Annotated in this window: 20 protein-coding genes and 1 pseudogene; 10 read left to right on the top strand and 11 right to left on the bottom strand. The window is 68.3% G+C overall.

The features are described from left to right. Positions 1-22 precede the first annotated feature (22 nt). Positions 23-706, top strand: a complete 684-nt coding sequence (locus ACVJ6E_RS17280) for a response regulator transcription factor (RefSeq protein WP_067224339.1) — start codon at positions 23-25, stop codon at positions 704-706. A 151-nt stretch (positions 707-857) separates the two neighbouring features. Then, positions 858-1367: a cyclic nucleotide-binding domain-containing protein gene (locus ACVJ6E_RS17275; RefSeq protein WP_209006268.1), complete on the top strand. Its 510-nt coding sequence runs from the start codon at positions 858-860 to the stop codon at positions 1365-1367. 80 nt (positions 1368-1447) lie between these two features. Here the strand turns inward: ACVJ6E_RS17275 and ACVJ6E_RS17270 are convergent, their stop codons facing one another. From ACVJ6E_RS17270 to ACVJ6E_RS17250, 5 genes are all read right to left on the bottom strand, one after another. Next, positions 1448-1870: an organic hydroperoxide resistance protein gene (locus ACVJ6E_RS17270; RefSeq protein ID WP_120270026.1), complete on the bottom strand. Its 423-nt coding sequence runs from the start codon at positions 1868-1870 to the stop codon at positions 1448-1450. A 173-nt stretch (positions 1871-2043) separates the two neighbouring features. Then, positions 2044-2952 (bottom strand): protein-methionine-sulfoxide reductase heme-binding subunit MsrQ, encoded by a 909-nt coding sequence (msrQ, locus tag ACVJ6E_RS17265; RefSeq protein ID WP_491676494.1) that lies wholly within the window; start codon positions 2950-2952, stop codon positions 2044-2046. Positions 2953-3502: 550 nt separating this feature from the next. Continuing rightward, positions 3503-4108, bottom strand: a complete 606-nt coding sequence (gene leuD, locus ACVJ6E_RS17260) for a 3-isopropylmalate dehydratase small subunit (RefSeq protein WP_120270024.1) — start codon at positions 4106-4108, stop codon at positions 3503-3505. 29 nt (positions 4109-4137) lie between these two features. Further along, positions 4138-5088, bottom strand: a complete 951-nt coding sequence (argC, locus tag ACVJ6E_RS17255; protein WP_120270023.1) for an N-acetyl-gamma-glutamyl-phosphate reductase — start codon at positions 5086-5088, stop codon at positions 4138-4140. 142 nt (positions 5089-5230) lie between these two features. Continuing rightward, on the bottom strand, positions 5231-5818 hold the full coding sequence (locus ACVJ6E_RS17250) for a peroxidase-related enzyme (RefSeq protein ID WP_120270022.1): 588 nt from the start codon (positions 5816-5818) through the stop codon (positions 5231-5233). A 246-nt stretch (positions 5819-6064) separates the two neighbouring features. Between ACVJ6E_RS17250 and ACVJ6E_RS17245 the strand changes: the two genes are divergently transcribed. Then, entirely contained in the window at positions 6065-10861 is a 4797-nt protein-coding gene (locus tag ACVJ6E_RS17245; protein WP_120270021.1) for an NAD-glutamate dehydrogenase, read from the top strand. Between the two features lie 128 nt (positions 10862-10989). Beyond that, positions 10990-12321, top strand: a complete 1332-nt coding sequence (locus ACVJ6E_RS17240; protein ID WP_491676493.1) for an MFS transporter — start codon at positions 10990-10992, stop codon at positions 12319-12321. Positions 12322-12387: 66 nt separating this feature from the next. Here the strand turns inward: ACVJ6E_RS17240 and typA are convergent, their stop codons facing one another. Beyond that, complete coding sequence (gene typA, locus ACVJ6E_RS17235; protein WP_120270019.1) at positions 12388-14211, bottom strand: translational GTPase TypA; 1824 nt, start codon at positions 14209-14211, stop codon at positions 12388-12390. Between the two features lie 169 nt (positions 14212-14380). Between typA and ACVJ6E_RS17230 the strand changes: the two genes are divergently transcribed. The 4 genes from ACVJ6E_RS17230 (at position 14381) to folK (ending at position 17855) form a co-directional block, all read left to right on the top strand. Beyond that, entirely contained in the window at positions 14381-14893 is a 513-nt protein-coding gene (locus ACVJ6E_RS17230; protein ID WP_120270018.1) for a MarR family winged helix-turn-helix transcriptional regulator, read from the top strand. Positions 14894-14912: 19 nt separating this feature from the next. After that, entirely contained in the window at positions 14913-16241 is a 1329-nt protein-coding gene (locus tag ACVJ6E_RS17225; RefSeq protein WP_208996822.1) for a multidrug effflux MFS transporter, read from the top strand. A gap of 217 nt (positions 16242-16458) precedes the next feature. Continuing rightward, on the top strand, positions 16459-17349 hold the full coding sequence (gene folP / locus ACVJ6E_RS17220) for a dihydropteroate synthase (protein WP_120270017.1): 891 nt from the start codon (positions 16459-16461) through the stop codon (positions 17347-17349). Next, positions 17346-17855 (top strand): 2-amino-4-hydroxy-6-hydroxymethyldihydropteridine diphosphokinase, encoded by a 510-nt coding sequence (gene folK / locus ACVJ6E_RS17215; protein WP_067224358.1) that lies wholly within the window; start codon positions 17346-17348, stop codon positions 17853-17855. Before folP ends, folK begins: the two co-directional genes overlap by 4 nt. 49 nt (positions 17856-17904) lie before the next feature. Here the strand turns inward: folK and ACVJ6E_RS17210 are convergent. Together ACVJ6E_RS17210 and hisC are read right to left on the bottom strand one after the other, a co-directional pair. Further along, positions 17905-18861, bottom strand: a pseudogene (locus ACVJ6E_RS17210) (prephenate/arogenate dehydrogenase family protein); the annotation flags it as partial. Positions 18862-18888: 27 nt separating this feature from the next. Continuing rightward, on the bottom strand, positions 18889-20010 hold the full coding sequence (hisC, locus tag ACVJ6E_RS17205) for a histidinol-phosphate transaminase (protein WP_120270015.1): 1122 nt from the start codon (positions 20008-20010) through the stop codon (positions 18889-18891). 316 nt (positions 20011-20326) lie between these two features. On the opposite strand from hisC, the gene metX reads away from it, so the two are divergent. Next, positions 20327-21556, top strand: coding sequence for a homoserine O-acetyltransferase MetX (metX, locus tag ACVJ6E_RS17200; RefSeq protein WP_067224364.1), 1230 nt, complete (start codon positions 20327-20329; stop codon positions 21554-21556). Beyond that, positions 21553-22245, top strand: coding sequence for a methionine biosynthesis protein MetW (gene metW, locus ACVJ6E_RS17195; protein ID WP_120270014.1), 693 nt, complete (start codon positions 21553-21555; stop codon positions 22243-22245). Before metX ends, metW begins: the two co-directional genes overlap by 4 nt. A 255-nt stretch (positions 22246-22500) precedes the next feature. Here metW and ACVJ6E_RS17190 read toward each other — a convergent pair whose 3' ends face one another. From ACVJ6E_RS17190 to ACVJ6E_RS17180, 3 genes are all read right to left on the bottom strand, one after another. After that, positions 22501-23283 carry a class I SAM-dependent methyltransferase gene (locus tag ACVJ6E_RS17190; RefSeq protein WP_120270013.1) on the bottom strand — a complete coding sequence of 261 codons (783 nt, stop codon included), beginning with the start codon at positions 23281-23283 and terminating at the stop codon, positions 22501-22503. A 159-nt stretch (positions 23284-23442) separates the two neighbouring features. Next, positions 23443-23982: a MarR family winged helix-turn-helix transcriptional regulator gene (locus ACVJ6E_RS17185; protein WP_158592733.1), complete on the bottom strand. Its 540-nt coding sequence runs from the start codon at positions 23980-23982 to the stop codon at positions 23443-23445. A gap of 10 nt (positions 23983-23992) precedes the next feature. Beyond that, positions 23993-24493: a flavin reductase family protein gene (locus ACVJ6E_RS17180; RefSeq protein WP_120270223.1), complete on the bottom strand. Its 501-nt coding sequence runs from the start codon at positions 24491-24493 to the stop codon at positions 23993-23995. Between the last annotated feature and the right edge of the window lie 211 nt (positions 24494-24704).

The following is a 24704-nucleotide window of genomic DNA, read 5'->3' as shown; positions in this document are numbered from 1 at the left end:
TCGGCCAGGAAAGGACACGACCATGCCCGCACGCAAAATCCTCATCGTCGACGACGACGACGATCTTCGCGAGGCGCTGGTCGAGCAGCTGTCGCTCTACGACGAGTTCGAGACCCAGGAGGCGCCGAACGCCGCCACGGGCATCAAGCTCGCTGAGGAAGGCCACACCGACCTTCTCCTGATGGATGTCGGCCTGCCGGATATCGACGGCCGCGAGGCGGTGAAGCTGCTGCGCAAGAAGGGCTTCAAGGCGCCGATCATCATGCTGACCGGCCACGACACGGACAGCGACACGATCCTGGGGCTCGAGGCTGGCGCCAACGACTACGTCGCCAAGCCGTTCAAGTTCGCCGTGCTGCTCGCCCGCCTCCGGGCGCATCTGCGCAGCCACGAGCAGAGCGAGGACGCGGTCTTCACCATCGGCCGCTATTCCTTCCGCCCGGCGCAGAAGCTGATGACCGACGAGACCGGCGCCAAGATCCGCCTGACGGAGAAGGAAACCTCGATCCTGAAGTTCCTCTACCGGGCGGGCGAGAAGCCGGTGACCCGCGATGTGCTGCTGACCAAGGTCTGGGGCTACAATTCGGGCGTCACCACTCACACGCTCGAGACCCACATCTACCGCCTGCGGCAGAAGGTCGAGCGCGACCCGTCCAATGCCGAGCTGCTGGTGACCGAGGCCGGCGGCTACAAGCTGGTTCCCTGATCTTCCACGCTCCCCCGCCCCTGCCGGCATCGCGCCCGGCGGGGCGAACTGTCCACCGGCAGTGCGGCCTCGGGCCCGTTCAGGCGGTTTCCGGGCTTGTGCAAATCGCCGGCTTCGGCGTAATGCTCAAGGCATGAGTCTCGTCCGGGATATGGAATTGTTGCGCCAGGTGCCCTTGCTCGCCGAGTTCCCGGAGGAGCAGATGCGCCTGCTCGCCTTCTCGGCCGAGAACGTCTCCTATCGCGATGGCGAGGTGCTGTTCATCGCCGGCGAGCGCGCCGATGCCGGGCTGGTGGTCGCCAGCGGCGAGGTGCTGCTGGAAGGCGGCGACGAGGAGCGCAAGGAGCTCGGCACCTTCGGCCCCGGCAGCCTGATCGGCGAAACCGCACTCTTGGTCGAAACGCGCCGCCCGGCCCGGGCCGTCGCCGTCGGTCCGACCGAGGTGATCCGCATCCGCCGGGCGCTGTTCAAGCGCATGCTGCAGGAATTCCCAGACATCGCCAGCCGCCTGTTCGAATCGCGGGTCAACCGGTTCCGAGCGACCGCCGGAGCGCTTGCCCGTGTCGGCACCGTGCTGGAGCAGCTGGAGCGCGAGCACACGGCGCTGCGCGAGTCCCGCCGCCGCGCCGGCCCGCAGGACGACGACAGCGGCGAGAGCTGAGGGGGCCGCAAGCCGGGCGATGTTCCCGGCTCGGGCTGCCTTGAGGTCCGTCCCGGACCCCGGTCATTCGACGTTCCGCCTCACTTGACGTTCAGCGTCACCGGGATGTTGCCCCGCGTTGCGTGCGAATAGGGGCACACCACATGCGCCTTTTCCACCAGCGCCTGCGCATCCGCCTTGTCGAGGCCCGGCACGGTGATGTTCAGCGTCACCGCGATGCCGAAGCCGGTACCGTCGTCGCGCGGGCCGATGCCCACATCCGCAGCAACCTGCGTCTCTTCCGACAGCTTCAGCTTCTGCTGGCCGGCGACGAACTTCATCGCGCCGAGGAAGCAGGCCGAATAGCCGGCTGCGAACATCTGTTCCGGATTGGTGCCGGCACCGCCGTCGCCGCCGAGTTCCTTCGGCGTCGACAGGGTCACCTCCAGGCGGCCGTCGTCGGACTTGGCATTGCCAGTGCGCCCGCCGGTGGCGGAAGCGTGAGCGGTGTAGAGAATGGCCATGTCGATCTCCTTTGCGTGTGTGTTGGTGCGTCACGGAGTGTGGCTCGTTGCCGACCCCTATATAGGCGCAAATTAAATCGCGCACAATATAATTGTGTGCGATTTAATTTTGCCATCCGATCCTCCGCACAGGCTTGTTCGAAAAAATGGCGGAAATCTGCCGCTTGGAAGGATCAGCCGCGTTCCGCGGCACCCTGAGCGACCGCCTGCCGCGCCCAGGAACCGAGCCTCAGGACCAGCGGTATGGCGGCAATTGCCAGCATCACGGCGAAGACCCACCAGGCCGGGCGGATCGAGTAGCGGAAGTCGAGATTGGCGGCGAGCACCCGCTCGGCCGGCACGCCGGTCGCCAGCGCGTACCACAGATATTCGATGCCGGCGGTGGCAAGACCGGCGAAGACCGCGATCCCCGCCAGCACCAACGGCGAGGTCAGCCGCAAGCCGAGCTTGTGAGCGATGCGGCAGGCGAAAAGCGCCAGGAGGAAGCCGGCCATCAGCACCGCCTCGGTCACGTCCGCCTTCGATTGCAGGAAGAAATGGACCGTCGCCAGCACGGCGATGGGATAGGTCAGCCGGTGCAGCCGGTGCCAGGTCGGCCCCATCCGCCGGATCGCCCCGTCGGTCGAGGTCGCGGCAAGCACCATCAGGCCGACAAGCGCGGCGAACCCGATGGTGAGATAAACCCGCAGCACGATCTCGCTCGCCACCTTGGCAAGGTCGAAGGACTGGTCGACGACATAAAGGGTGAGATGCGTCAGCGCATATCCCGCCGCCGCAAGGCCGAGCATGCGGCGGATGCCGATCAGCCGTCCCCATCCCGACACCCGCCGCAGCGGGCTCACCAGCAGCGACAGCAGCAGGAAGCGGATCGCCCAGTCGCCGGTCCCGTGCAGCACTTCCGTGACCGGCTTGGCACCGAGCGTGCCGGCAAGAAGCCCATAGGCGAGATGAGCGCCCGGCGCCAGGATCGCCAGGAACACCGCAAGCCCCAGCGGCGAGAACCGCCCGTTGCGCTCGCGCCACGGGATATAGGCCCGATAGGCCGGGGTCCTGGTTCCGGATGCCTGCATCTGTCCACTCACTCGGTCTGTCCCTCCAGCGCCGCCGTTATCGGACACATAGTCCCTTGCAGGGTGCAGGTCGCGGCACGCCTGTTCAAGCCTTGGTGAAGCCGCCGTGCACCGCCGTGAGGAAAAGCCCCGTTTGCGCCGGCGGGCGGACCTCCAAGGGGAAGGCGCGACCCAGCCTCCCCTCTGTCGTCACCCCGGCCAAGCGAACCCCACCCGCAGGATGTCATCCCGGTTTCGGCGCAGCCGAAGACCGGGATCCAGTAACCCCGAACGGTTCGAGTGAGGCTCTGGCGCTGCCGGCGGAATGCCAGTGGCGGCTGCCTTCGCGCGATCGCCAGCCCCGGCGGATACTGGACGCCTGCCTGCGCAGGCGTGACAGCCCGAGAAAGTGGCAAGAACCCCGCATCCCCTCTGTCGTCACCCCGGACGAGCGTCGCGAGATCCGGGGCCCATTCGTTCCCAGAGCGGTGGCCGGGGCCCACATCAGCGCTCCAGAACACCACCCCAAAACAAAAAGGGCCGGCGCATGCGCCGGCCCTTGTCTCATGAAAAACAATCCGCCTCAGATCCAGGGGCGCTCGCCGTCGACCTTGGTCTCGAAGGCGCCGATCGACGGGGCCTTTTCCATCGTCAGGCCGATGTCGTCGAGACCGTTGAGCAGGCAGTGCTTGCGGAACGGGTCGATGTCGAAGCTGACGGAACCGCCGTCCGGGCCGCGGATTTCCTGGGCTTCCAGATCGATCGTCAGCGTCGCGTTGGAGCCGCGCTTGGCGTCGTCCATCAGCTTGTCGAGGTCTTCCTGGCTGACCACGATCGGCAGGATGCCGTTCTTGAAGCAGTTATTGTAGAAAATGTCGGCGAAGCTGGTGGAGATCACGCAGCGGATGCCGAAGTCGAGCAGCGCCCACGGCGCGTGTTCGCGGCTCGAGCCGCAGCCGAAATTGTCGCCGGCGACCAGGATCTGCGCCTTGCGATAGGCCGGCTGGTTCAGCACGAAATCCGGGTTCTCGGCGCCGTCGTCCAGCGTCCGCATCTCGTGGAACAGCGCGGTGCCGAGGCCGGTGCGCTTGATCGTCTTGAGGAACTGCTTCGGGATGATCATGTCCGTGTCGATGTTGATGATCGGCAGCGGCGCGGCGACCCCGGTCAGCGTGGTGAATTTCTCCATGGGCGTTTCTCCTGCGAAAACGGACGCGATCAGGCGGCGAGGCTCGTGGCGGCGTCGACACCGAGCATCAGGTTGAGATTCTGCACGGCGGCGCCCGAAGCGCCCTTTCCGAGATTGTCGTAGACGGCCATCAGCACCACCTGGGCCCGCGCATCGTTGGCGAAGACATGCAGGCGCATGCGGTTGGTGCCGTTGAAGGTCTCCGGATCGAGGTCCGGCGCCTTGTCGGAGCCGCTGAGCGGCGCGACATCGACGAAGGAACCCTGCAGCGCGCCGTAATGGGCCTCCAGCGCGCCGTGGATCTCGGCCGCGCTCGGCGCCTTGGCGAGCAGGTCGAGGCGCAGCGGCACCGCCGTCACCATGCCTTGCGCGAAATTGCCGACCGCCGGCACGAAGATCGGCGTTCCGGCAAGCCCGGCAAAGCGCGTCATCTCCGGCAGGTGCTTGTGGTTGAGGCTGAGCGCATACGGCAGGAAGGCCGGCTTGGCGGCTCCTTCAGCCTCGTAGGCCTCGATCATCTGCCGCCCGCCGCCGGAATAGCCGGAGATGGCGTTGACCGTCACCGGATAGTCGGCCGGCAGCAGTCCGCCATCGATCAGCGGCCGCAGGCAGGCGATCACGCCTTGCGGATAGCAGCCCGGATTGGCGACGCGCTTGGAGGCGGCGATCGCCGCGCCCTGCCCGGCCGTCATCTCGGCAAAGCCGTAGTCCCAGCCCTCGGCCACCCGGTGCGCCGTCGAGGCATCGATCACCCGCGTGGTGTCGTTCTCGATCAGCGCCACGCTCTCGCGCGCCGCATCGTCCGGCAGGCACAGGATGGTGACGTCGCAGGCGTTCAGCAGCTCGGCGCGCGCGCTAAGGTCCTTGCGCCGCTCCGGCGCGATGGAAAGGAGTTCCAGGTCGCGGCGACGGGCAAGGCGCTCGCGGATCTGCAGACCCGTGGTGCCGGCTTCGCCGTCGATGAACACTTTCGCGACCATGGCTTGTCTCCGTGAAAAGAAAGACCCTGCCGGCGGGCGAAAACGGATCCGCCTGCCGGCACGGGCTTGCGTTCTACACCAGGGCGGTGCCCCTTGTCATGTGGCAGGGCTCATGTCGGCGCATTCCCGCGCGCCGTCGTCTTCAAGCCTTGGCCGGCTGGCGCGCCATCGCGTGATATTCGGGGTTGGGCCGCATGTCGGTCGCCGCCGCCACCCGGTTCGACATGTTGAAGAAGGCCGCCACCGCCGCGATGTCCCAGATGTCCCGGTCGGAAAAGCCCGCATCGCGCAGGGCCTGGCGGTCGGCCTCCAGGATCTCGGCCGGCCGCTCGGTCAGCTTCACCGAAAAATCGAGCATCGCCCGGTGGCGCGGCGACAGTTCGGCGACCCGGTAGTTCATCACCATCAGCTCGCCCAGTTCCGGATCGCCGGACAGTTGCCGCACCGCCGCCCCGTGCGCCGTCAGGCAGTAGAAGCAGCTGTTCACCGACGACACCGCCACGGCGATCATCTCGCGCTCCAGCTTGCTGAGGCCGCTGTCGGCCAGCATCAGGTCGTTGTACATCTGGGTGAAGGCGGAGAGCTTCGCCTCGTTGAACGCATAGGCGGAGAGCACGTTCGGCACCATGCCGAGCTTCTCGCGGCACTTGTCGAAATAGGCGCGCGTCGCCTCGCTGAGCTCGCTCTCGTCCTCGATCGCCAGCGCGATCGGCCGGTCCGTTGCGTTCATGTCATGCTCCTCCCTTAAGTCTTGCCGAGATGTCGGTCCGCCTCTCCCCGAATTCGGACACCTTTGACCGATAGCGGTGAATCCGGTTCGGGAAAGGATTCCCTCGCGCTCCTACTCGCTCTAGCATGCCGTGCTACCGGCGGCGACCGCGGGATGCACCCCGCGCCAGCCATGTCCGGTGCAAACACGAGAACCGGGCGCGATCGAACCAGAACCGATCAACATGACCCGGATGGTGGGGGACCAATGCCCGAAGCACGTGAGCAAGCAAAAGCCCGACTGATCGATACGGTGGTCGCGGCGCTCGAGCCCGAGATAGGGGAGTTCGCGCGCGACCTGTTCGCCCGCGGCGCGGCGGAGGATGTCATCAGCTACCCCGCGGCGGATCTCGTCGCCATCGCCCGCACTGCCTGGGCCGAGATGGCGAGCCATCCGCTCGGCACGCATCGCATTCACATCTACAACCCCGCCTCCGCCGGCGAGGGCAGCCGCGCCGACGAGATCACCGTCGTCGAGATCGTCAACGACAACATGCCGTTCCTCGTCGATTCGGTGATGGGCGAGCTGCAGGCGAGCGGCTTCGAGGCGCGCCTGGTGCTGCACCCGATCCTCACCGTCGAGCGCGACGCGGAAGGCCGGCTCCTGGCCTGCCACGGCACGACAAAGGCCAGGGCCGAGGGCGCCCGCCGCGAGAGCGTCATCCACATCCATGTCGGGCGGATCGATGCCAGCATCGAGCGCGAGCAGCTCGCCGAGCGGCTCGACGCGGTGATGAAGGACGTGCGCGCCGCCGTCACCGACTGGAAGCCGATGCGCGACCGCCTCGCCGACGCCATCGCCACCTACAAGAACACCCCGCCGCCGGTGCCGGTCGACGAGCTCGCCGAGGCGATCCAGTTCCTGGAATGGCTCGCCGCCGACAACTTCACCCTGCTCGGCATGCGCGAATACTATTTCGAGGGCGGCGTCGCGGAAGGGGAGCTGTCGCACCGCCGCGGCTCGGGCCTCGGCCTGCTCGCCGATCCGGACGTGCGCGTCCTGCGCCGCGGCTCGGAATTCGTCGTCATCACGCCGGAGATCCGCGAATTCCTGATGAAGCCGGAGCCGCTGATCGTCTCCAAGGCCAACGTCAAGAGCCGGGTCCACCGCCGGGTCCACATGGACTATGTCGGCGTCAAGCTGTTCGACGACAATGGCGAGCTCGCCGGCGAATTGCGCATCGTCGGCCTGCTCACCGCCACCGCCTATACGCTGTCCACCGGCAGCATTCCCTTCCTGCGCCGCAAGGTCGACAGCGTGCTGGCGCGGGCCGGCTACGATCCCGAGAGCCATTCGGGCCGCGCGCTGACCAACGTGCTGGAGAGCTATCCGCGCGACGAGCTGTTCCAGATCGACCCGGACCTGCTCTACGATTTCACCCTCGCGATCCTGCAGCTCGACGAGCGCCCGCGCATCCGCGTGCTCGCCCGCCGCGACCGCTTCGACCGGTTCGTGTCGATCCTGTGCTACGTGCCGCGCGACCGCTACACGACCGAGGTGCGCCTGAAGATCGGTGCCTATCTGGCCAAGGTCTATGACGGCCGCCTGTCGGCCTGGTACGTCACCTATCCCGAAGGCCCGCTCGCCCGCGTCCACTTCATCGTCGGGCGCGACCGCGGCGAGACGCCCGACCCCTCCCAGGAAGAAATGGAACAGGCGGTCTCCGGCATCGTGCGCACCTGGGCCGACGGCTTCCGCGAGGCGCTGCGCGCCGCCTATGGCGGCAACAAGGCGCTGGAGCGGGCGACCCGCTATGCCGACGCCTTCCAGGCCGGCTACCGCGAGATCTACGGCGGCGAGACGGCGCTGGAGGACATCCGCATCGTCGAGAAGCTGGACGAGGCGTCCGACACCGCGCTCGCCTTCTCCCGCCGCGCGCAGGACGCGCCCAACCGCGTCGTCCTCAAGGTCTATCACCACCTGGTGCCGATCCCGCTGTCGGCCCGCGTGCCGATCCTGGAGAATATCGGCTTCAAGGTGATCAACGAGCGCACCTACCGCATCACCCCGGCCGACCGGCCGCTCGCCTATCTGCACGAGCTGTCGCTGGAGCCGGCGGGCGGGGGCGACATCGACCTCACCGACGACCTGCGCGGCCGGCTGGAGGCGATCTTCCTGGCGATCTGGCGCGGCCAGGCGGAATCCGACGGCTACAACGCATTGGTGCTCACCGCCGGGCTCGCCTGGCGCGACATCGCCATGCTGCGCGCGCTCTCGCGCTACCTGCGCCAGGCCGGCATCCGCTATTCCGAGGACTACATGTGGCGGACGCTGAACCGCTACAGCGATGTGGCCGCCCGGCTGGTGGAGCTGTTCCACCTGCGCTTCGATCCCGATCTCGACGGCGCCGACCGCTCGCTGGGCGCGGCCCGGGTCGAGCAGGAGATCACCGACGCGCTCGACAAGGTCGACAGCCTCGACGACGACCGCATCCTGCGCCGCTTCGGCAATGTCATCGCCGCGATGCTGCGCACCAACTTCTTCCAGCTCGACGCCCACGGCCAGCCGAAGCCGACCTTCGCCTTCAAGCTGGATCCGCAGCGCATCGAGGAGCTGCCGCTGCCGCGGCCCTTCCGCGAGATCTTCGTCTACAGCCCGCGGGTCGAGGGCGTGCACCTGCGCTTCGGCAAGGTGGCGCGCGGCGGCCTGCGCTGGTCCGACCGGGCGCAGGACTTCCGCACCGAAGTGCTGGGCCTCGTCAAGGCGCAGCAGGTGAAGAACGCGGTGATCGTGCCGGTCGGCGCCAAGGGCGGCTTCGTGCCCAAGCTGCTCCCCGAGGGCGGCAGCCGCGACGAGGTCTTCGCCGAGGGCACCAAGGCCTACAAGATCTTCATCTCCTCGCTGCTCGACGTCACCGACAACCTGTCCGGCGACAAGGTCTGGGCGCCCGAGCGCGTCGTGCGCCACGACGAGGACGACCCCTATCTGGTCGTCGCCGCCGACAAGGGCACCGCGACCTTCTCCGACACCGCCAACGGCATCTCGGAGAGCCGCAACTTCTGGCTCGGCGACGCCTTCGCCTCCGGCGGCTCGGCCGGCTACGACCACAAGAAGATGGCGATCACCGCGCGCGGCGCCTGGGAGGCGGTCAAGCGGCACTTCCGCGAGATGAACCGCGACATCCAGAGCGAGCCCTTCACCGTGGCCGGCGTCGGCGACATGTCGGGCGACGTCTTCGGCAACGGCATGCTGCTGTCGAAGCAGATTCGCCTGGTCGCCGCCTTCGACCATCGCGACATCTTCCTCGATCCCGATCCGGACGCGGCCGTGAGCTGGGAGGAGCGCAAGCGCGTCTTCGACCTCGGCCGGTCCTCGTGGAACGACTACAACACCGCCCTGATCTCGGAAGGCGGCGGCGTCTTCTCGCGCCAGGCCAAGTCGATCCCCCTGTCGCCGCAGGCGCAGGACATGCTCGGCCTCGCCAAGGCCAAGGCGACGCCCCAGGAGGTGATGAACGCCATCCTGAAGATGAAGGTCGACCTGCTGTGGTTCGGCGGCATCGGCACCTATATCCGCTCCGCCGAGGAAAGCGACGCGGATGTCGGCGACCGGGCCAACGACGCGATCCGCGTCACCGCCGGCCAGGTCGGGGCAAAGGTCATCGGCGAGGGTGCCAATCTCGGCATGACCCAGCTCGCCCGCATCGCCTTCAACCGGCGCGGCGGCCGCAGCAACTCCGACGCCATCGACAACTCCGCCGGCGTCAACTCCTCCGACATGGAGGTGAACATCAAGATCGCGCTCGGGGCCGCCGTGCGGGCCAACCGCCTGTCGGTCGCCGACCGCAACGTGCTGCTTGCGGCGATGACCGACGAGGTCGCCGACCTGGTGCTGCGCAACAACTACCTGCAGACGCTGGCGATCAGCCTGACGGAAGCGCGCGGCATGGAGGACTTCGGCTATCAGCGGCGGATGATGCGCCAGCTCGAGCAGGCCGGCCTGCTCGACCGGACCGTCGAGCAGCTGCCCGACGAGGCCGCCCTCGACGAGCTCGCCGCCAGCGAGGCGGGCCTGACCCGTGCCGAGATCGGCGTGCTGCTCGCCTATGCCAAGATCACCCTGTTCGACCGGCTGCTCGACAGCTCGGTGCCGGACGACAGCTATCTCGCCCGCGAGCTCTTCCGCTACTTCCCGCCCGAAATGCAGGAAGCCTATGCGGCGGAGATCGAAGGGCACCGGCTGCGGCGCGAGATCATCTCCACGATGCTCGCCAACTCGATGATCAACCGCGGCGGGCCGACCTTCCTCACCCGCATCGCCGACCAGACCGGGGCCGATCCGGCGCAGATCGCCCAGGCCTTCGCCGCCGTGCGCGATGCCTACGGCCTCACCACCCTCAACGGCGAGATCGACGCGCTCGACACCGTGATCGACGGGCAGATCCAGCTCGGCCTGTACCGCGCGGTGCAGGACCTGGTGCTCGAACAGACCGTCTGGTTCCTGCGCAACGTCTCCTTCGAGGGCGGGCTGCAGTCCATCGTCACCCGCTTTGGCAGCGGCATCGACACGCTGGCGCCGGTGCTGGCCAGCGTGGTGCAGCCGACCCTCAAGGCGGAGATCGAGGCGGAGACCGAGCGCCTGTGCACTGCCGGCGTTCCCGATCCGCTGGCCGCCCGCATCGCCCGCCTGCCGGTCGAGGCCGAGCTGCCGGACATCGTGCTGATCGCCGAACAGACGGGGCGCGACCTCACCGATGTCGCCGAGGTGTTCTTCCGCGTCGCCGGCCATTTCCGGCTCGGCGCCATGGAGGCCAAGGCGCGGGGCCTGAAGATCTCGGACTACTATGACGGTCTGGCGCTCGACCGGGCACGAGCAACGCTTGCCGGTGCCCATCGCGACGTCACCGGCGAGGCGCTGGCCGCCGGCGGCTTCGATGCCTGGCTTGCCGCCAACGAGGGGCGCGTCGCGCGCACCGCGCGCGCGGCCGGCGAGATCATCGAGGGTGATCTCTCCGTGTCGAAGTTCTCCGTCGCCGCCGGCCTGCTCGCAGAGCTCGCCGGATGACGACACCCGGCGCCGGACATGCCCCGGGTGATATGACACAGACCGCAAACGACAAGGGAGCGCCCGCAGCTGCGGGCGCTCCCGCTCCAGGGCAAGCCGGCCTGTTGCCGCCGCGCCGCGGCGCGGTCATGAGCTGGCTGTTCTTCGACTGGGCGGCCCAGCCCTTCTTCACGCTGGTCACCACCTTCGTCTTCGCCCCCTATTTCGCCTCCGCGCTGGCGGCAACGCCGGCTGAGGGCCAAGCGCTGTGGGGCTATGCCACCGCCGCCGCCGGCCTGTCGATCGCCCTGCTGGCGCCCGTGCTCGGCGCCATCGCCGACCGCACCGGCGCCCGCAAGCCGTGGATCGCCGCCTTCTCGCTGCCGCTGCTGGTCGGTTCCACCGCCCTGTGGTTCGCAGTGCCGGGCGAGCCCTGGACCATCGCCATTGCGCTCGCCGGTTTTGCCGTTGCAACGCTTGGCGTCGAGTTCGCCACCGTCTTCACCAATGCCATGATGCCGGATCTGGTGCCCCGTGCCCGGCTCGGCCGCCTGTCGGGCAATGGCTGGGCGCTCGGCTATGCCGGCGGCCTCGTCTCGCTGGTCATCGCCCTCGGACTGATGGCGTCGAACCCGCAGACCGGGCTGACCATGCTCGGGCTCGAGCCGATCTTCGGCCTCGACCCGGCAACGCGCGCCGGCGACCGCGCCTCTGGCCCGTTCTCGGCGATCTGGTATCTCGTCTTCGTGCTGCCGCTGTTCCTCCTGGTGCCGGACGTGCCGCGCCGTCCCGTTGCGCTCGGCACCGCCGTGCGCCAGGGGCTCGCCGATCTTGCCGCCACCTTGCGCGAGGCGCGCTCCGACCGCCGCATGCTGCTCTTTCTCGCCGCCAACATGATCTACAAGGACGGGCTGGTCGCGCTCTTCGCCTTCGGCGGCATCTATGCCGCCGGCGTGCTCGGCTGGTCCTCCATCGAGATCGGCACCTTCGGCATCCTGCTGACCATCACCGGCACGCTCGGCGCGGTGATCGGCGGACGGCTCGACGACCGGCTCGGGCCCAAGCCCGTAATATCGGGCGCCCTTTTCGTGCTGATCCTGTGCGGCCTCGGGCTGGTCTCGGTCGACCGCGACACGGTGTTCTTCATCATTGAGGCAAGCCCGGCCCAGCCGGGTGCCGGCCTTTTCTCCAGCCTGCCGGAACAGGTCTTCCTGGTGCTCGGCGGTGTGCTGGGTGCGGCCGCCGGTCCCCTGCAGGCCGCCTCGCGCACGCTCCTGGTGCATGTCTCGCCGCCCGGCGCGATGACCCGCTATTTCGGTCTCTTCGCGCTCTCGGGAAAGGTCACGAGCTTTCTCGCGCCGCTTCTGGTCGGCCTCGTCACCGCTGCCACCGCCAGCCAGGCGGCCGGCATGGCGGTGATCCTGGTGTTCTTCGCCGCCGGCCTTGCGCTGCTTGCGCGGGTCGGCGGCCGGCCCGCCTGATCCCCCAAAAGAAAACGGGCGGGGTTTCCCCCGCCCGCTCAAAAATCCACTCGACCTTGCGACGCGTCAGGCGCTCTGCTTGGTCGCCGCACGCTCCGCGCGCTTGCGGTCATGCGGATCGAGCAGCGCCTTGCGCAGGCGGATGGTCTTCGGCGTCACCTCGACCAGCTCGTCGTCGTTGATGTAGGAGAGCGCCGCTTCCAGCGACAGGCGGATCGGCGTCGTCAGGCGCACCGCCTCGTCCTTGCCGGCCGCGCGCACGTTGGTGAGCTGCTTGCCCTTCAGCACGTTGACCTCGAGGTCGTTGCCGCGCGTGTGCTCGCCGATCAGCATGCCGCGATAGACCTTGACGCCCGGATCGATCAGCATCGGGCCGCGGTCTTCCAGGTTGAACAGCGCATAGGCCACCGCCTCGCCGTCGCCGTTGGAGATCAGCACGCCGGTATGACGGCCGGCGATCTCGCCCTTGTACGGCGCGTAGTCGTGGAACAGGCGGTTGAAGATCGCCGTGCCGCGCGTGTCCGACAGCAGTTCCGACTGGTAGCCGATCAGGCCGCGGGTCGGGGCGTGGAACACCAGCCGGGTGCGGCCGGCGCCCGACGGGCGCATTTCCAGCAGGTCGGCCTTGCGCTCCGACAGCTTCTGCACGACGACGCCGGAATGCTCCTCGTCGACGTCGATGATGACTTCCTCGATCGGCTCCAGCCGCTCGCCGTTCTCGCCGGTGCGGAACACCACGCGCGGACGGCCGACGCACAGCTCGAAGCCCTCGCGGCGCATGTTCTCGATCAGGATCGCCAGCTGCAGCTCGCCGCGGCCCGAGACGATGAAGGCATCGGCCTCGGTGCTGTCCTCGATCTTCAGCGCGACGTTGCCCTCGGCCTCGTCCATCAGCCGCTTGCGGATGACGCGCGACTGCACCTTGTCGCCTTCCGTGCCGGCCAGCGGGCCGTCATTGACGCGGAAGGTCATCGACAGGGTCGGCGGATCGATCGGCTGGGCCGGCAGCGCCTCGGTATATTCCGGCGCGCAGATCGTGTCGGAAACGGTCGCCTCGCTGAGGCCCGAGATCGAGATGATGTCGCCGGCGACGCCCTTTTCGATCGGCTGGCGCTCCAGGCCGCGGAAGGCCAGCACCTTGGAGATGCGGCCGGTCTCGACCAGCTTGTTGTCGCGCGACAGCGCCTTGACCGCCATGTTCGGCACCGCCTCGCCCGAGACGATGCGCCCGGTCAGGATACGGCCGAGGAACGGGTTGGACTGCACCGTCGTCGCCAGCATGCGGAAGGCACCCGGCTCGGCCTTCGGCGGCTGGATATGGGCACGCACCAGGTCGAACAGCGGATCCATGGAGTCCTTCGGACCCTCCGGCTCGGTCGCCATCCAGCCCTGCTTGGCCGAACCGTAGAGCACGGGGAAGTCCAGCTGCTCCTCGTTGGCGTCGAGCGCGGCGAACAGGTCGAACACCTCGTCCAGCACCTCTTCGGCGCGCTGGTCCGGCTTGTCGATCTTGTTGATCGCGACGATCGGACGAAGGCCGAGCTTCAAGGCCTTGCCGAGCACGAACTTGGTCTGCGGCATCGGCCCTTCGGCCGCGTCGACCAGCAGAACCACGCCGTCGACCATGTGCAGGATACGCTCGACCTCGCCGCCGAAATCGGCGTGGCCCGGCGTGTCGACGATGTTGATGCGGGTGTCGCCGTGGGTCAGCGACGTGACCTTGGCGAGAATGGTGATGCCACGCTCCCGCTCAAGGTCGTTGGAATCCATCATCCGCTCTTCCGTGCGCTGATTGTCGCGGAAGGCGCCCGACTGCTTCAGCAGCACGTCGATCAGGGTGGTCTTGCCATGATCGACGTGCGCGATGATGGCGATGTTGCGCAAGTCCATGTTCGGGCTGCTCCGGAAATGACAACGCGGGCCCACCGGGACCCGCGGATTTTCGCGCCCTCTATAACCGCAGACCCCGATTCTTGCAACGCAGCATTACGCAGGGCCTCCTTGACAGATCCTCGGGACGGGCGCATTTGATAAGGAAACCATACTATCTGGAAAGCTTATGGAACCCGATCTTCCGACCCGGCCGATCGGCTTTCTCGTCGGTGACACCGCACGGCTGTTGCGTCGCCGCTTCGAAAAGGCCCTGGCTGAAGCCGATACCGGCCTGACCGCCGGCGAGGCCCGCACCCTCGCCTTCGTCGAGCACTATCCCGACCAGCGCCAGGGTGCGCTGGCCGAGCGTTTCGGCGTCGAACCGATGACCATGTGCGGTTTTCTCGACCGGCTGGAAAATGCCGGCCTGGTCTCGCGCCGCCCCGACCCGTCCGACCGGCGGGCCAAGCTCGTCGCCCTCACCCCGGCCGCCGAGCCCGTGCTCGACCGCATCCATGCCGAGGCGATCTCGATCCGCCGTTCCGCCCTTGCCGGCATGAGCCGCGAGGAGGTGGACACCGTCTACGCCCTGCTGGAGCGCATGCACGCCAACCTTCAGGCGCAGCACGATCCTCCCGCCGGCACGCCTCCCGGCACTGCCGCCGAACCTGCCCTTCTGGACACATCCGACACCCTTTGACGACCCAACCGGAGCGCTTATGAGCAGCACCGCCTCTTCCACCGTTTCCGACGCGATCGACGGCCTCCCGCCGTTCGACCCCGCCCTTGCCCCCGGCGCGCCGCGCTCGCAGACCCGGCGCCCGCCCCCGCCCGAGGGCGGCCCGATCATGAGCGAGATGCGCACCTCGCTGCTGGGCGCCGCGCTCGTCGCCATCGGCCCGATCACCATGGCCCTCTACACGCCGGCCATGCCCGTGCTGGCCGAGGCCTTCGGCACCTCCCAGTCGATGATCAAGCTGACGCTGACCGCCTATTTCGCCGGCTTCGCGCTGACCCAGCTGGTCTGCGGCCCGCTGACCGATGCCTTCGGCCGCCGGCCGGTGACCATGGCCTTCCTGCTGCTCTATCTCGCCTCCACGGTCGTCGCGACCTTCGCCCCCACCATCGAGTGGATGATCGTCGCCCGCACCCTGCAGGGCATCGGCGCCTCGGTCGGCGTCGCCGTCTCGCGCGCCATCGTCCGCGATCAGTTCACCGGCCAGACCTCGGCCCGCATCATGAACACCATCGCCATGATGCTGGCGATCGGCCCGGCGCTCGCCCCCACCATCGGCGGCGTCACGCTGGAACTGTTCGGCTGGCGCGAGATCTTCTGGGCCATGCTGATCTACGGCGTCGTGCTGATCATTGTGACGCAGATCTGCTTCCGCGAGACCAATCCCTATATCGACCGCGCCAACCTGCGCCCGCGGGTGCTGCTGCACAATTACGCGACGCTGCTGCGCGACCCGCGCTACATGCAGCCCAGCATGCTGGTCGGCTTCGGCATCGGCACCATCTACACCCTCGCCTCGGTGCTGCCCTTCGTCCTGATCGACCATGTCGGCCTGACGCCCAGCCAGTTCGGCTTCGGCATGATGATCCAGTCCGGCTCGTTCATCTCCGGCACCATCGTCACCGGCATCGCCATGCGCCGGGTCGATGCCATGCGCCTGCTGCCCTTCGGCATGACCGGCATGGTCGTCGCCGCCTCCGCCCTGCTCGCCTCGCTGACCCTGATGCCGCCGACCTTCCTCGGGGTGATGCTGCCGGTCGGCCTCTTCGCCTTCTCGCTGGCAACGTCCCTGCCCTCGGTCACCAGCGCCGCGCTGCAGGGTTTCCCGCGCATGGCGGGCGCGGCCTCCGCGCTGATGGGCTTCCTGCAGTTCGGCGCCGGCCTGCTCGGCAGCCTGATCATCGCCGCCCTCGGCAATCCGCTGCTCGGCATCATCCTGGTGCCGCCGGCGATGCTGTTCATCGCGGTCACCTCCTACCTGCTGCTCGGCCGGGTCAATGCCCGCCGGGCCGCCCCCCTCGGCGAAGGCTGAAATCCCTCGCCACCTTCACGCGATTGGGCCTTGACGCGGCCGGACGAACGGCGCAAGACCGCCACGGATACGGTTGCGCCGCCCGGGATCCTGCCCGGACGGCACGCCTGGGACGGCCCGCGATGTTCGGGCAGCCATTCCTCCGGGTCGGGTCATCGAGGTCGGGACATCCCGCTGGCCTTTCGACCAGACCGGGACACCAGGCCGGGGCAGACGCATGACACCACACCACGGGGACGCACCCCCTTCGCCGGCCCCCCTTTCGCCGGCCCCGGATGCACGGCCGCCGCGCCTTCTGCGCCATAGCCACGGCGTTCTGTCGCTCGAGCGGCCGAAGGTGATGGGCATCCTCAACATCACCCCGGACTCCTTCTCCGACGGCGGCCGCTTTCTCGCCCGCGACGACGCGCTCTCCAGCGCCCGGCGGATGATCGCCCACGGCGTCGACGTGATCGATGTCGGCGCCGAAAGCACCCGCCCGAATGCCGAGCCGGTCCCGGCCGACGAGGAATGGCGGCGCCTTGCGCCCGTGCTTGCCGAGGTGATCGCCCTCGGCGCGCCGGTCTCCATCGACACCTACAAGGCCGACATCGCCGAAAAGGCCTGCGCCCTCGGCGCCGTCATCGTCAACGATGTCTGGGGCCTGCAGAAGGATCCGGCGATGGCCGAGACGGTCGCCGCCAGCGGCGCCGCGGTGATCATGATGCACAACCGCGAGCGCGCGGATCCGGACATCGACATCCTCGCCGACATCGACCGCTCCTTCGAGCGCTCCATGGAGCTTGCCGCCCGCGCCGGCATCCCGGCGGAGCGGCAGATGCTGGATCCGGGCATCGGCTTCGGCAAGACCCAGGACCAGAGCTACCAGGTGGTCAACCGGCTGGAGCACTTCTCCCGCCACGGCTTGCCGCTGCTGGTCGGCGCCTCGCGCAAGCGCCTGATCGGCGCGGTGCTGGACGTCGACACGGAGGACCGGCTCTACGGCTCCCTCGCCCTGCACACCATCGCCTTCATCAAGGGCGCGGCCATGGTCCGCGTCCACAATGTCCAGCCGCATGTCGATGCCGCCCGCATCGCCCATGCCACCATGAGCGAGCACGTGGGATGAGCACCGCACAGAGAAAGACCCTGGTGCGCGCCGCGCTCGGCCTGGGGTCCAATGTCGGCGACACGCTGGCCAATCTCGAAGGAGCGCTCGCCGCGCTTGCGGCCACGCCCGGCATCGTCGTCGTCGCCCGCTCCTCCGACTACCGCACCCCGCCCTGGGGCCCGGTGCCGCAGGACGACTACCGCAATGCCTGCACGGTGATCGAGACCCGGCTGTCGCCGCGCGACCTGCTCGACCGCTGCCTGGAGGTCGAGCGCAGCCTCGGCCGCGTCCGCGACATCCGCTGGGGGCCGCGCGTCATCGATATCGACGTGCTGATTTACGGCGAGGAGCGGATCGAGGAGGACGGCCTGACCATCCCGCATCCGCGCATGGGCGAACGCGCCTTCGTGCTGGTGCCGCTGGCCGAGATCTGGCCGGACGCGCCGGTCGGGGACGGGCGCACGGCCCGCCAGGCGCTGGCCACCTGCCCGGGCCGCGACGAGATCCGCCCTATTCGAGACTGATCCCGGCCGCAACCGGTCCCATACACGGGAAACCGCCCGGAAACCCCGCTTATCGCTTGGCGTCGCGGCCGAAGTTTGGCGCGTCGGTCTCCTGGCCCGCCTCGACGATCGAGCGGCGGATGCCGCGCGTGCGGGTGAACAGCTCGAACAGCGCCTCGCCGTCGCCCCAGCGCACTGCCCGCTGCAGCGCCGACAGATCCTCGGAAAAGCGCGACAGCATCTCCAGGATCGCGTCCTTGTTGTGCAGGCACACGTCGCGCCACATGGTCGGGTCTGAGGCCGCGAGCCGCGTGAAGTCGCGGAAGCCCGAGGCGGAATACTTGATCACCTCGGACTTGGTCACCGTCTCCAGGTCGTCGGCGGTGCCGACGATGTTGTAGGCGATGATGTGCGGCACATGCGAAACGATGGCCAGCACCAGGTCGTGATGCTCGGCATCCATCGTGTCGACCATCGAGCCGCAGGCCCGCCAGAAGGCGGACAGCCGCTCCAGCGCCGCCGGATCGGTGTCCGGCCCCGGCGTCAGGATGCACCAGCGATTGCGGAACAGCTCGGCAAAGCCCGCATCCGGGCCCGAATGCTCGGTGCCGGCGATCGGGTGGCCGGGGATGAAATGCACACCCTTCGGCAGATGGGGCGCCATCTGGCGCACCACCGAAGCCTTGGTCGAGCCCACATCGGTGACGATGGCGCCGGGCGAAAGCGCCGGGGCGATCCACTTCGCCACCGCCTCGCTCGCGCCTACCGGGACGCACAGGATGACGAGATCGGCACCGTTCACCGCCTCGGCGGCATCCAGGTGATAGCTGTCGCCCAGTCCCAGTTCCTCGGCCCGGCGCAGCGTCTGCTCCGAACGGGTGGAAATGACGATCTCCTCGGCCAGCCCCTCGCGCCGCGCGGCATGCGCGATGGAGGAACCGATGAGGCCGATGCCGATCAGGGCAAGGCGGCGGAATTTCGGATCTGACATGAAACGGCCTGACAAACTGGCAGCGTCCGCGCGCCGTGGCGCGGACGCCGTCGCCGCCGCGCCTCAGCGCCCGGCGAGGAATTCCTTCAGCACCGAGACGACCTCGCGGTTGGCCTCCTCGTTGCCGATCGACATGCGCAGCGCGTTGGGCAGCCCATAGGCCCCCACGGCCCGCAACACGCATCCGCGCGCGCTCAGATAGGCGTCGGCCTCCGCCGCGGTGCGGCCCGGCTCCTCGGGGAAGTGGATCAGCACGAAGTTGCCGACGCTCGGCGTGACCTCAAGGCCCAGCGCCGCCACTTCCTGGCTCACCCATTCCAGCCACTTGTCGTTATGCGCGACGGCGGTCTCCAGGAACGCCCGGTCGCGCACGGCGGCGATGCCGGCGGCCTGCGAGGCGGCGGAGACGTTGAACGGTCCGCGCACCCGGTTCAGCGCGTCGATCACATGCGCCGGGCCGTAGCCCCAGCCGATGCGCAGCGCCGCAAGGCCGTAGATCTTGGAGAAGGTGCGCGTCATCAGCACGTTGTCGGCCGTTGCCGCCAGCTCGACGCCCGCCTCGTAGTCGTTGCGGCGCACATATTCGGCATAGGCCGCGTCCAGCACCAGCAGCACGGTAGGCGGCAGGCCGGCATGCAGGCGGCGGATCTCGTCGAACGGCAGGTAGGTGCCGGTCGGATTGTTCGGATTGGCGAGGAACACGACCTTGGTGCGCGGCGTCACCCGCGCCAGCAGCGCGTCCACATCCGTGGTCAGGTTCTGCTCCGGGGCGACGACCGGCGTGCCGCCGGCGGCCAGGATCGCGATCTTGTAGACCAGGAAGCCGTACTCGCTGTAGAGGCCCTCGTCGCCCGGCCCGATATAGGCACGGGCCACCAGCTCCAGGATCTCGTCCGAGCCGTTGCCGCAGATCATCCGCTCCGGGTTGAGGCCGTAGACGTCGGCGATCGCCTCGCGCAGGCCCGTCGAACCGCCGTCCGGATAGAGCTCAAGATGGCCGGCGCAGGCGCTGTACGCCTCCACGGCGCGCGGGCTCGGGCCCAGCGGCGTCTCGTTGGAGGACAGCTTGTGGAGCTTCGCACCGCCGGTCGACTTGGTCCGGCCGGGCACATACGGAGCGATCTCCATGATGCCGGGGCGCGGCTCGGGACGGGACGGGGAACGGGGATCGGCATTCGTCAGCATGGCCGAAATTTCCTGGCTGCAGCGGTCATGGCCGGCATGTGCCGGCCCGGCGGAGAGTGACGGCCGACACGCATGCCGGCCTTGCGGAAAGACGGCCGGCACCCGCGGAAAACGGGGCGCCGGCCAGCGCATACTCATAGGCAACAGGCCTGTCGAAAGCAAAAGAAAACATTGACGTTGCCCGGACGGGCTCCTACGTCTGCTGGTCCCTGCGACCCGGCCCCTTTCGAGGGGAAAACCGGCCGTCGCGAGAGAGTTTGACCCCAGGCGGTGCCGGAAGGCCGTGCTACCGCCGCCAGGAGGATGTCCGGCACAGATGAGCAAGGACACGACCGCCGAGGAGAGCCCGCCCGATCAGAGCCCACGGGAGCTGCGGGCCGCGCCGGCCAGCGAGGCCGACACCCCGTCGAGCCGCGTCGAGAAGTTCGGCGGCGACAAGGCGCTGCGGCTCGATTCCGGCACCGTGCTCGATCCCTGGCAGATCGCCTACGAGACCTACGGCACGCTGAACGAGGACCGCAGCAACGCGATCCTCGTCTGCCACGCCCTGACCGGCGACCAGTATGTCGCCTCGCCCAATCCGCTGACCGGCAAGCCCGGCTGGTGGTCGCTGCTCGTCGGCCCGGGCAAGCCGGTCGACACCGACCGCTTCTTCGTCATCTGCGCCAATGTGCTCGGCGGCTGTCTCGGCACCACGGGACCGGCCTCCACCAACCCGGCGACCGGCCGGCGCTGGGGCCTCGACCTGCCGCTGGTGACGATCCGCGACATGGTCCGCGCGCAGGCCGTGCTGCTCGACCATCTCGGCATCGAGACGCTGTTTTCCGTGGTCGGCGGCTCCATGGGCGGCATGCAGGTGCTGCAATGGGCGGTGAGCTATCCCGAGCGGGTGTTCTCCGCCGTGCCCATCGCCGCCGCCGCCCGCCATTCCTCGCAGAACATCGCCTTCCACGAGGTCGGCCGCCAGGCGGTGATGGCCGATCCCAACTGGTGCGGCGGGCGCTATTTCGAGCGCGGCGTGCGTCCCTCCAAGGGGCTCGCGGTGGCGCGCATGGCCGCCCACATCACCTATCTCTCGGACCCGGCGCTGCACCGCAAGTTCGGCCGCAACCTGCAGGACCGCGAGGCGATCACCTTCGGCTTCGACGCCGATTTCCAGATCGAGAGCTACCTGCGCCACCAGGGCATGACCTTCGTCGACCGGTTCGACCCCAACTCCTATCTCTATGTCACCCGGGCGATGGACTATTTCGACCTGGCCGCCGATTTCGGAGGTTCGCTGCCGCGCGCCTTCCTGCATTCGCCGACCCGGTTCTGCGTCATGTCCTTCACCTCCGACTGGCTGTTCCCAACGGCCGAGAGCAAGGCGGTGGTCAAGGCGCTGAACGCGGCCGCCGCCAACGTCTCATTCGTCGAGGTGGAGAGCGACCGCGGCCATGACGCCTTCCTGCTCGACGAGCCGGAAATGTTCCGCACCGTGCTCGGTTTCCTGACCGGCGCGGCGCATGCCCGCGGGATCGCCCCGCCGGCGGGAGGTGCCGCATGAGCGTGACGACCATCACCACACCCGAGGCCGCGGTGGACGCGCCGCCCGTGCCGACGACCGCGCCGCAGGCCGCCGCCCAGCCGGGCAGCGCGCGCGGCGATCACCGCCTCGTCGCCGATCTGGTCATGCCCGGCTCGCGGGTTCTCGACATCGGCTGCGGCGAAGGCGAGCTGCTCGATCTGCTGATCCGCGAGAAACAGGTGGACGGGCGGGGGCTGGAGCTGTCCCAGGCCGGCGTCAACGCCTGCGTCGCCCGCGGCCTGTCCGTCGTCCAGGGCGATGCCGACCGCGACCTGTCGGACTATCCGGACGACGCCTTCGACTTCGTCATCCTCAGCCAGACCCTGCAGGCGACCTACGCGCCGCGCCGGGTGCTTGAGGAGCTGCTGCGCATCGGCTCCAACGTCATCGTATCCTTCCCGAATTTCGGCTTCTGGCGCAACCGCCTGCAGCTTCTGTTCGGCGGCCGCATGCCGGTGACCGACTACCTGCCCTATTCCTGGTACGACACGCCGAACATCCACTTCTGCACCATCCGCGACTTCGTGCTCCTGTGCCAGGAGGCCGATGCCCGGATCGTCAAGTCGATGGCGCTGGATGCGGGCGGACGGCCGGTCGGCTTCACCGCGCCCTGGTGGGTCTGGAACCTGATCGGCGAACAGGCCCTGTTCCTGCTGAAGCGCTCGTAGGTCGTGAACTCATAATTGTGCCGGAAACGGCGTCCGGTCGGGCAAAGATATGCCAGGAGGATCGCGAGGGCCGGGGCAGGTCCCCCGGCCGAGCGGTCCGACGCCGCAGATCGCAGCTCGACCGACGCCCTTCGGGTATGCCGGAACCCGCCGGCAACAGCGTCGCAAACCCTTGAAAACATGATGGTTTGCTGCGGTCTTGCTTCTTGTATCCGATCGGGTTCGGGCATACCGTTTCTCGTCAGAATTATGAGTTCACGACCTAAGACCGGATCGCCTCAGGCCGGAACCGGTGCTCCCGTTCATGCCGGGCGCCGCCCCTTCGGGCACGAAGACCGGGCGCAGCGCCTTCATCAGCCGCGTCTCGCCGCCGGCCGGCGCGCCGCGGAAAATCTGCTTCTCCGCCTCGATCACCAGCAGTCCGGCAAAGGCCGGCCACAGCCGGCGTCCGACCCGGTCCCAGGCCGGCGCGCTGCGCAGCACCAGCCGCGAGCGGGTCGGCGGCAGGCACAGCGCCTCGTCGCTTCCCGAGGGGCGGAACTGGCAGGCCCGCAGCAGGTCCTCGATCTGTCCCCGCGAGAACGGCCGCCCGTAGCCGAACGGGGATATCTCCGAGCGCGCCCACAATCCCCGCCGGTTGGCGACGACGACGATCATCCGCCCGCCCGGCACCAGCACCCGCCAGATCTCGCGCAACAGCGCTTCCGCGTCGCCGCAATGATCGAGGCAGTGGACCACCAGCGCATTGTCGAAGACGTGATCGGGAAACGGCAGCTCGGTCTCGTCGACCAGCGTCGCCGAGTTGCGCCCGCCGCGCGGCCAGGCGACCACGCCTTGCGCCGCCGGCATCGCGGCGATGCACCGCTCCGCCTCTTCCAGATAGGGCCGCATGTACGGAGCGGCGTAGCCGACCCCGAGCAGGGCGCGCCCTTTCAGGTCGGGCCAGCGGGCGCGGATCCGCGCACCGACCAGCACCCGCATCATGCGGCCAAGCGGCAGGTCGTAGAAAGTTCTCTGGTGCTGAACGTCGAGATACATGCTGACCCGCCTGAGGCAGACCCCGGCGGGGCGTGCGGGCTGATTGAACCCGTTGCGGCGTTTGGATGCAACAACGCAACTTTTCGGCAGATTGAGACGGAATTTCGCAAAATCCGTCTCAATCTCTCAAATAGCCATCATCGCTTTGTAACTAAAGGATTATTTTCCGGAAAACCCGTCGAAATCGGCGGCCGGGGCGCCCGGCCCCGCCCTTTCGATCAGCCGCAGCAGGGCCCGGCGCAGCGTCTCCGTTTCCCCCTCGCCGATTGCCTCGACAAGCCGCGCCTGATGTGCCCTGGCGTCGAGGATAAGCTCGTCAACATGCGCTTCGCCTGCCGGCGTCAGCCGTACCCAGACACGGCGCCGGTCTTCCGCGTCCGTCTGCCGCTCGACCAGCCCCTTGGCGACCAGCTTGTCCACGGTCTTGGAGATCGCCGGCTGGTTGGCAAGGCAGCTCTTCGCCAGTTCGCCGACGGTCAGCCCCTCGCCCGTTCCCTTCAGGGAGGCGAGGATGCGCCACACCGCGACCGGCACCCCGCGCGCCCGTACCTGTTCGTGGAATTCCGCGCTTGCAACGCTGGAGGCCCGCGCCAGCAGATAGAGCAGATAGCCGTCGACGAAGCGTCCGTCCCGGCTTGCACTTCCGCTGTCCGGCTGGCTGCCGGCGGGTGGGCGGCTAGATGCCGCGATATCGATCATTGCACGCCTCTCATTCGGGCAGGACGGCCGACGCATCGGCATAGCTCGGGGTCGCGTACCGCCCCGAATGATAGAGCAACGGCTCGCGGTCGGCATGGTCGAAGGCCTCGACCTTGCCGAGGAAAACCAGGTGGTCGCCACCCTCCACCCGGGTCGCGTTGAGGCACTCGAACACCGCGGTTACCCCCGCCAGCACCGGCACGCCGCACTGCCCCGGCTGCCAGGAAACTCCGGCGAAACGGTCCTCCACCGGCCGCGCGAACCGGTCGGACAGCGCCCGCTGATCGGACGCCAGAATGTTGACCGCATAGTGCCGGGACCGCTCGAAAACGGCGAGATTCTGCGATTTTCGGGCGAGGCTCCACAGCACCATCGGCGGATCGAGCGAGACCGAGTTGAACGAATTGGCCGTCAGCCCGACCGGCCGACCGGCCTCGTCCAGCGTGGTGACGATGGTGACGCCGGTGACGAACCGCCCGAGGGCGCTGCGGAAGCTGCGGTGATCGCTCATCATGGCCTGTCCTCGTGCCTTCGGCTTGCGGAATGCCGGCGCGCCGCCGCCGGCAACAAGTTCATGCCTAAAAATATTCCTTTTCATACAATAACGAAATTGCTACGCTCCTCCAAGTTCTTTTCGCTTGCTGCGAAAATTGCCCGCCCGGCGCAACAAAACGTCGGACGGCACGGATCGGGCCGTGCCGGACGTCGGCGCGAAGCGATTG

The organism is Stappia sp. G46H5W, assembly GCF_058448995.1.
The sequence above is the reverse complement of the archived record's forward strand: the minus strand, read 5'-3'. Positions and strand labels throughout refer to the sequence as shown.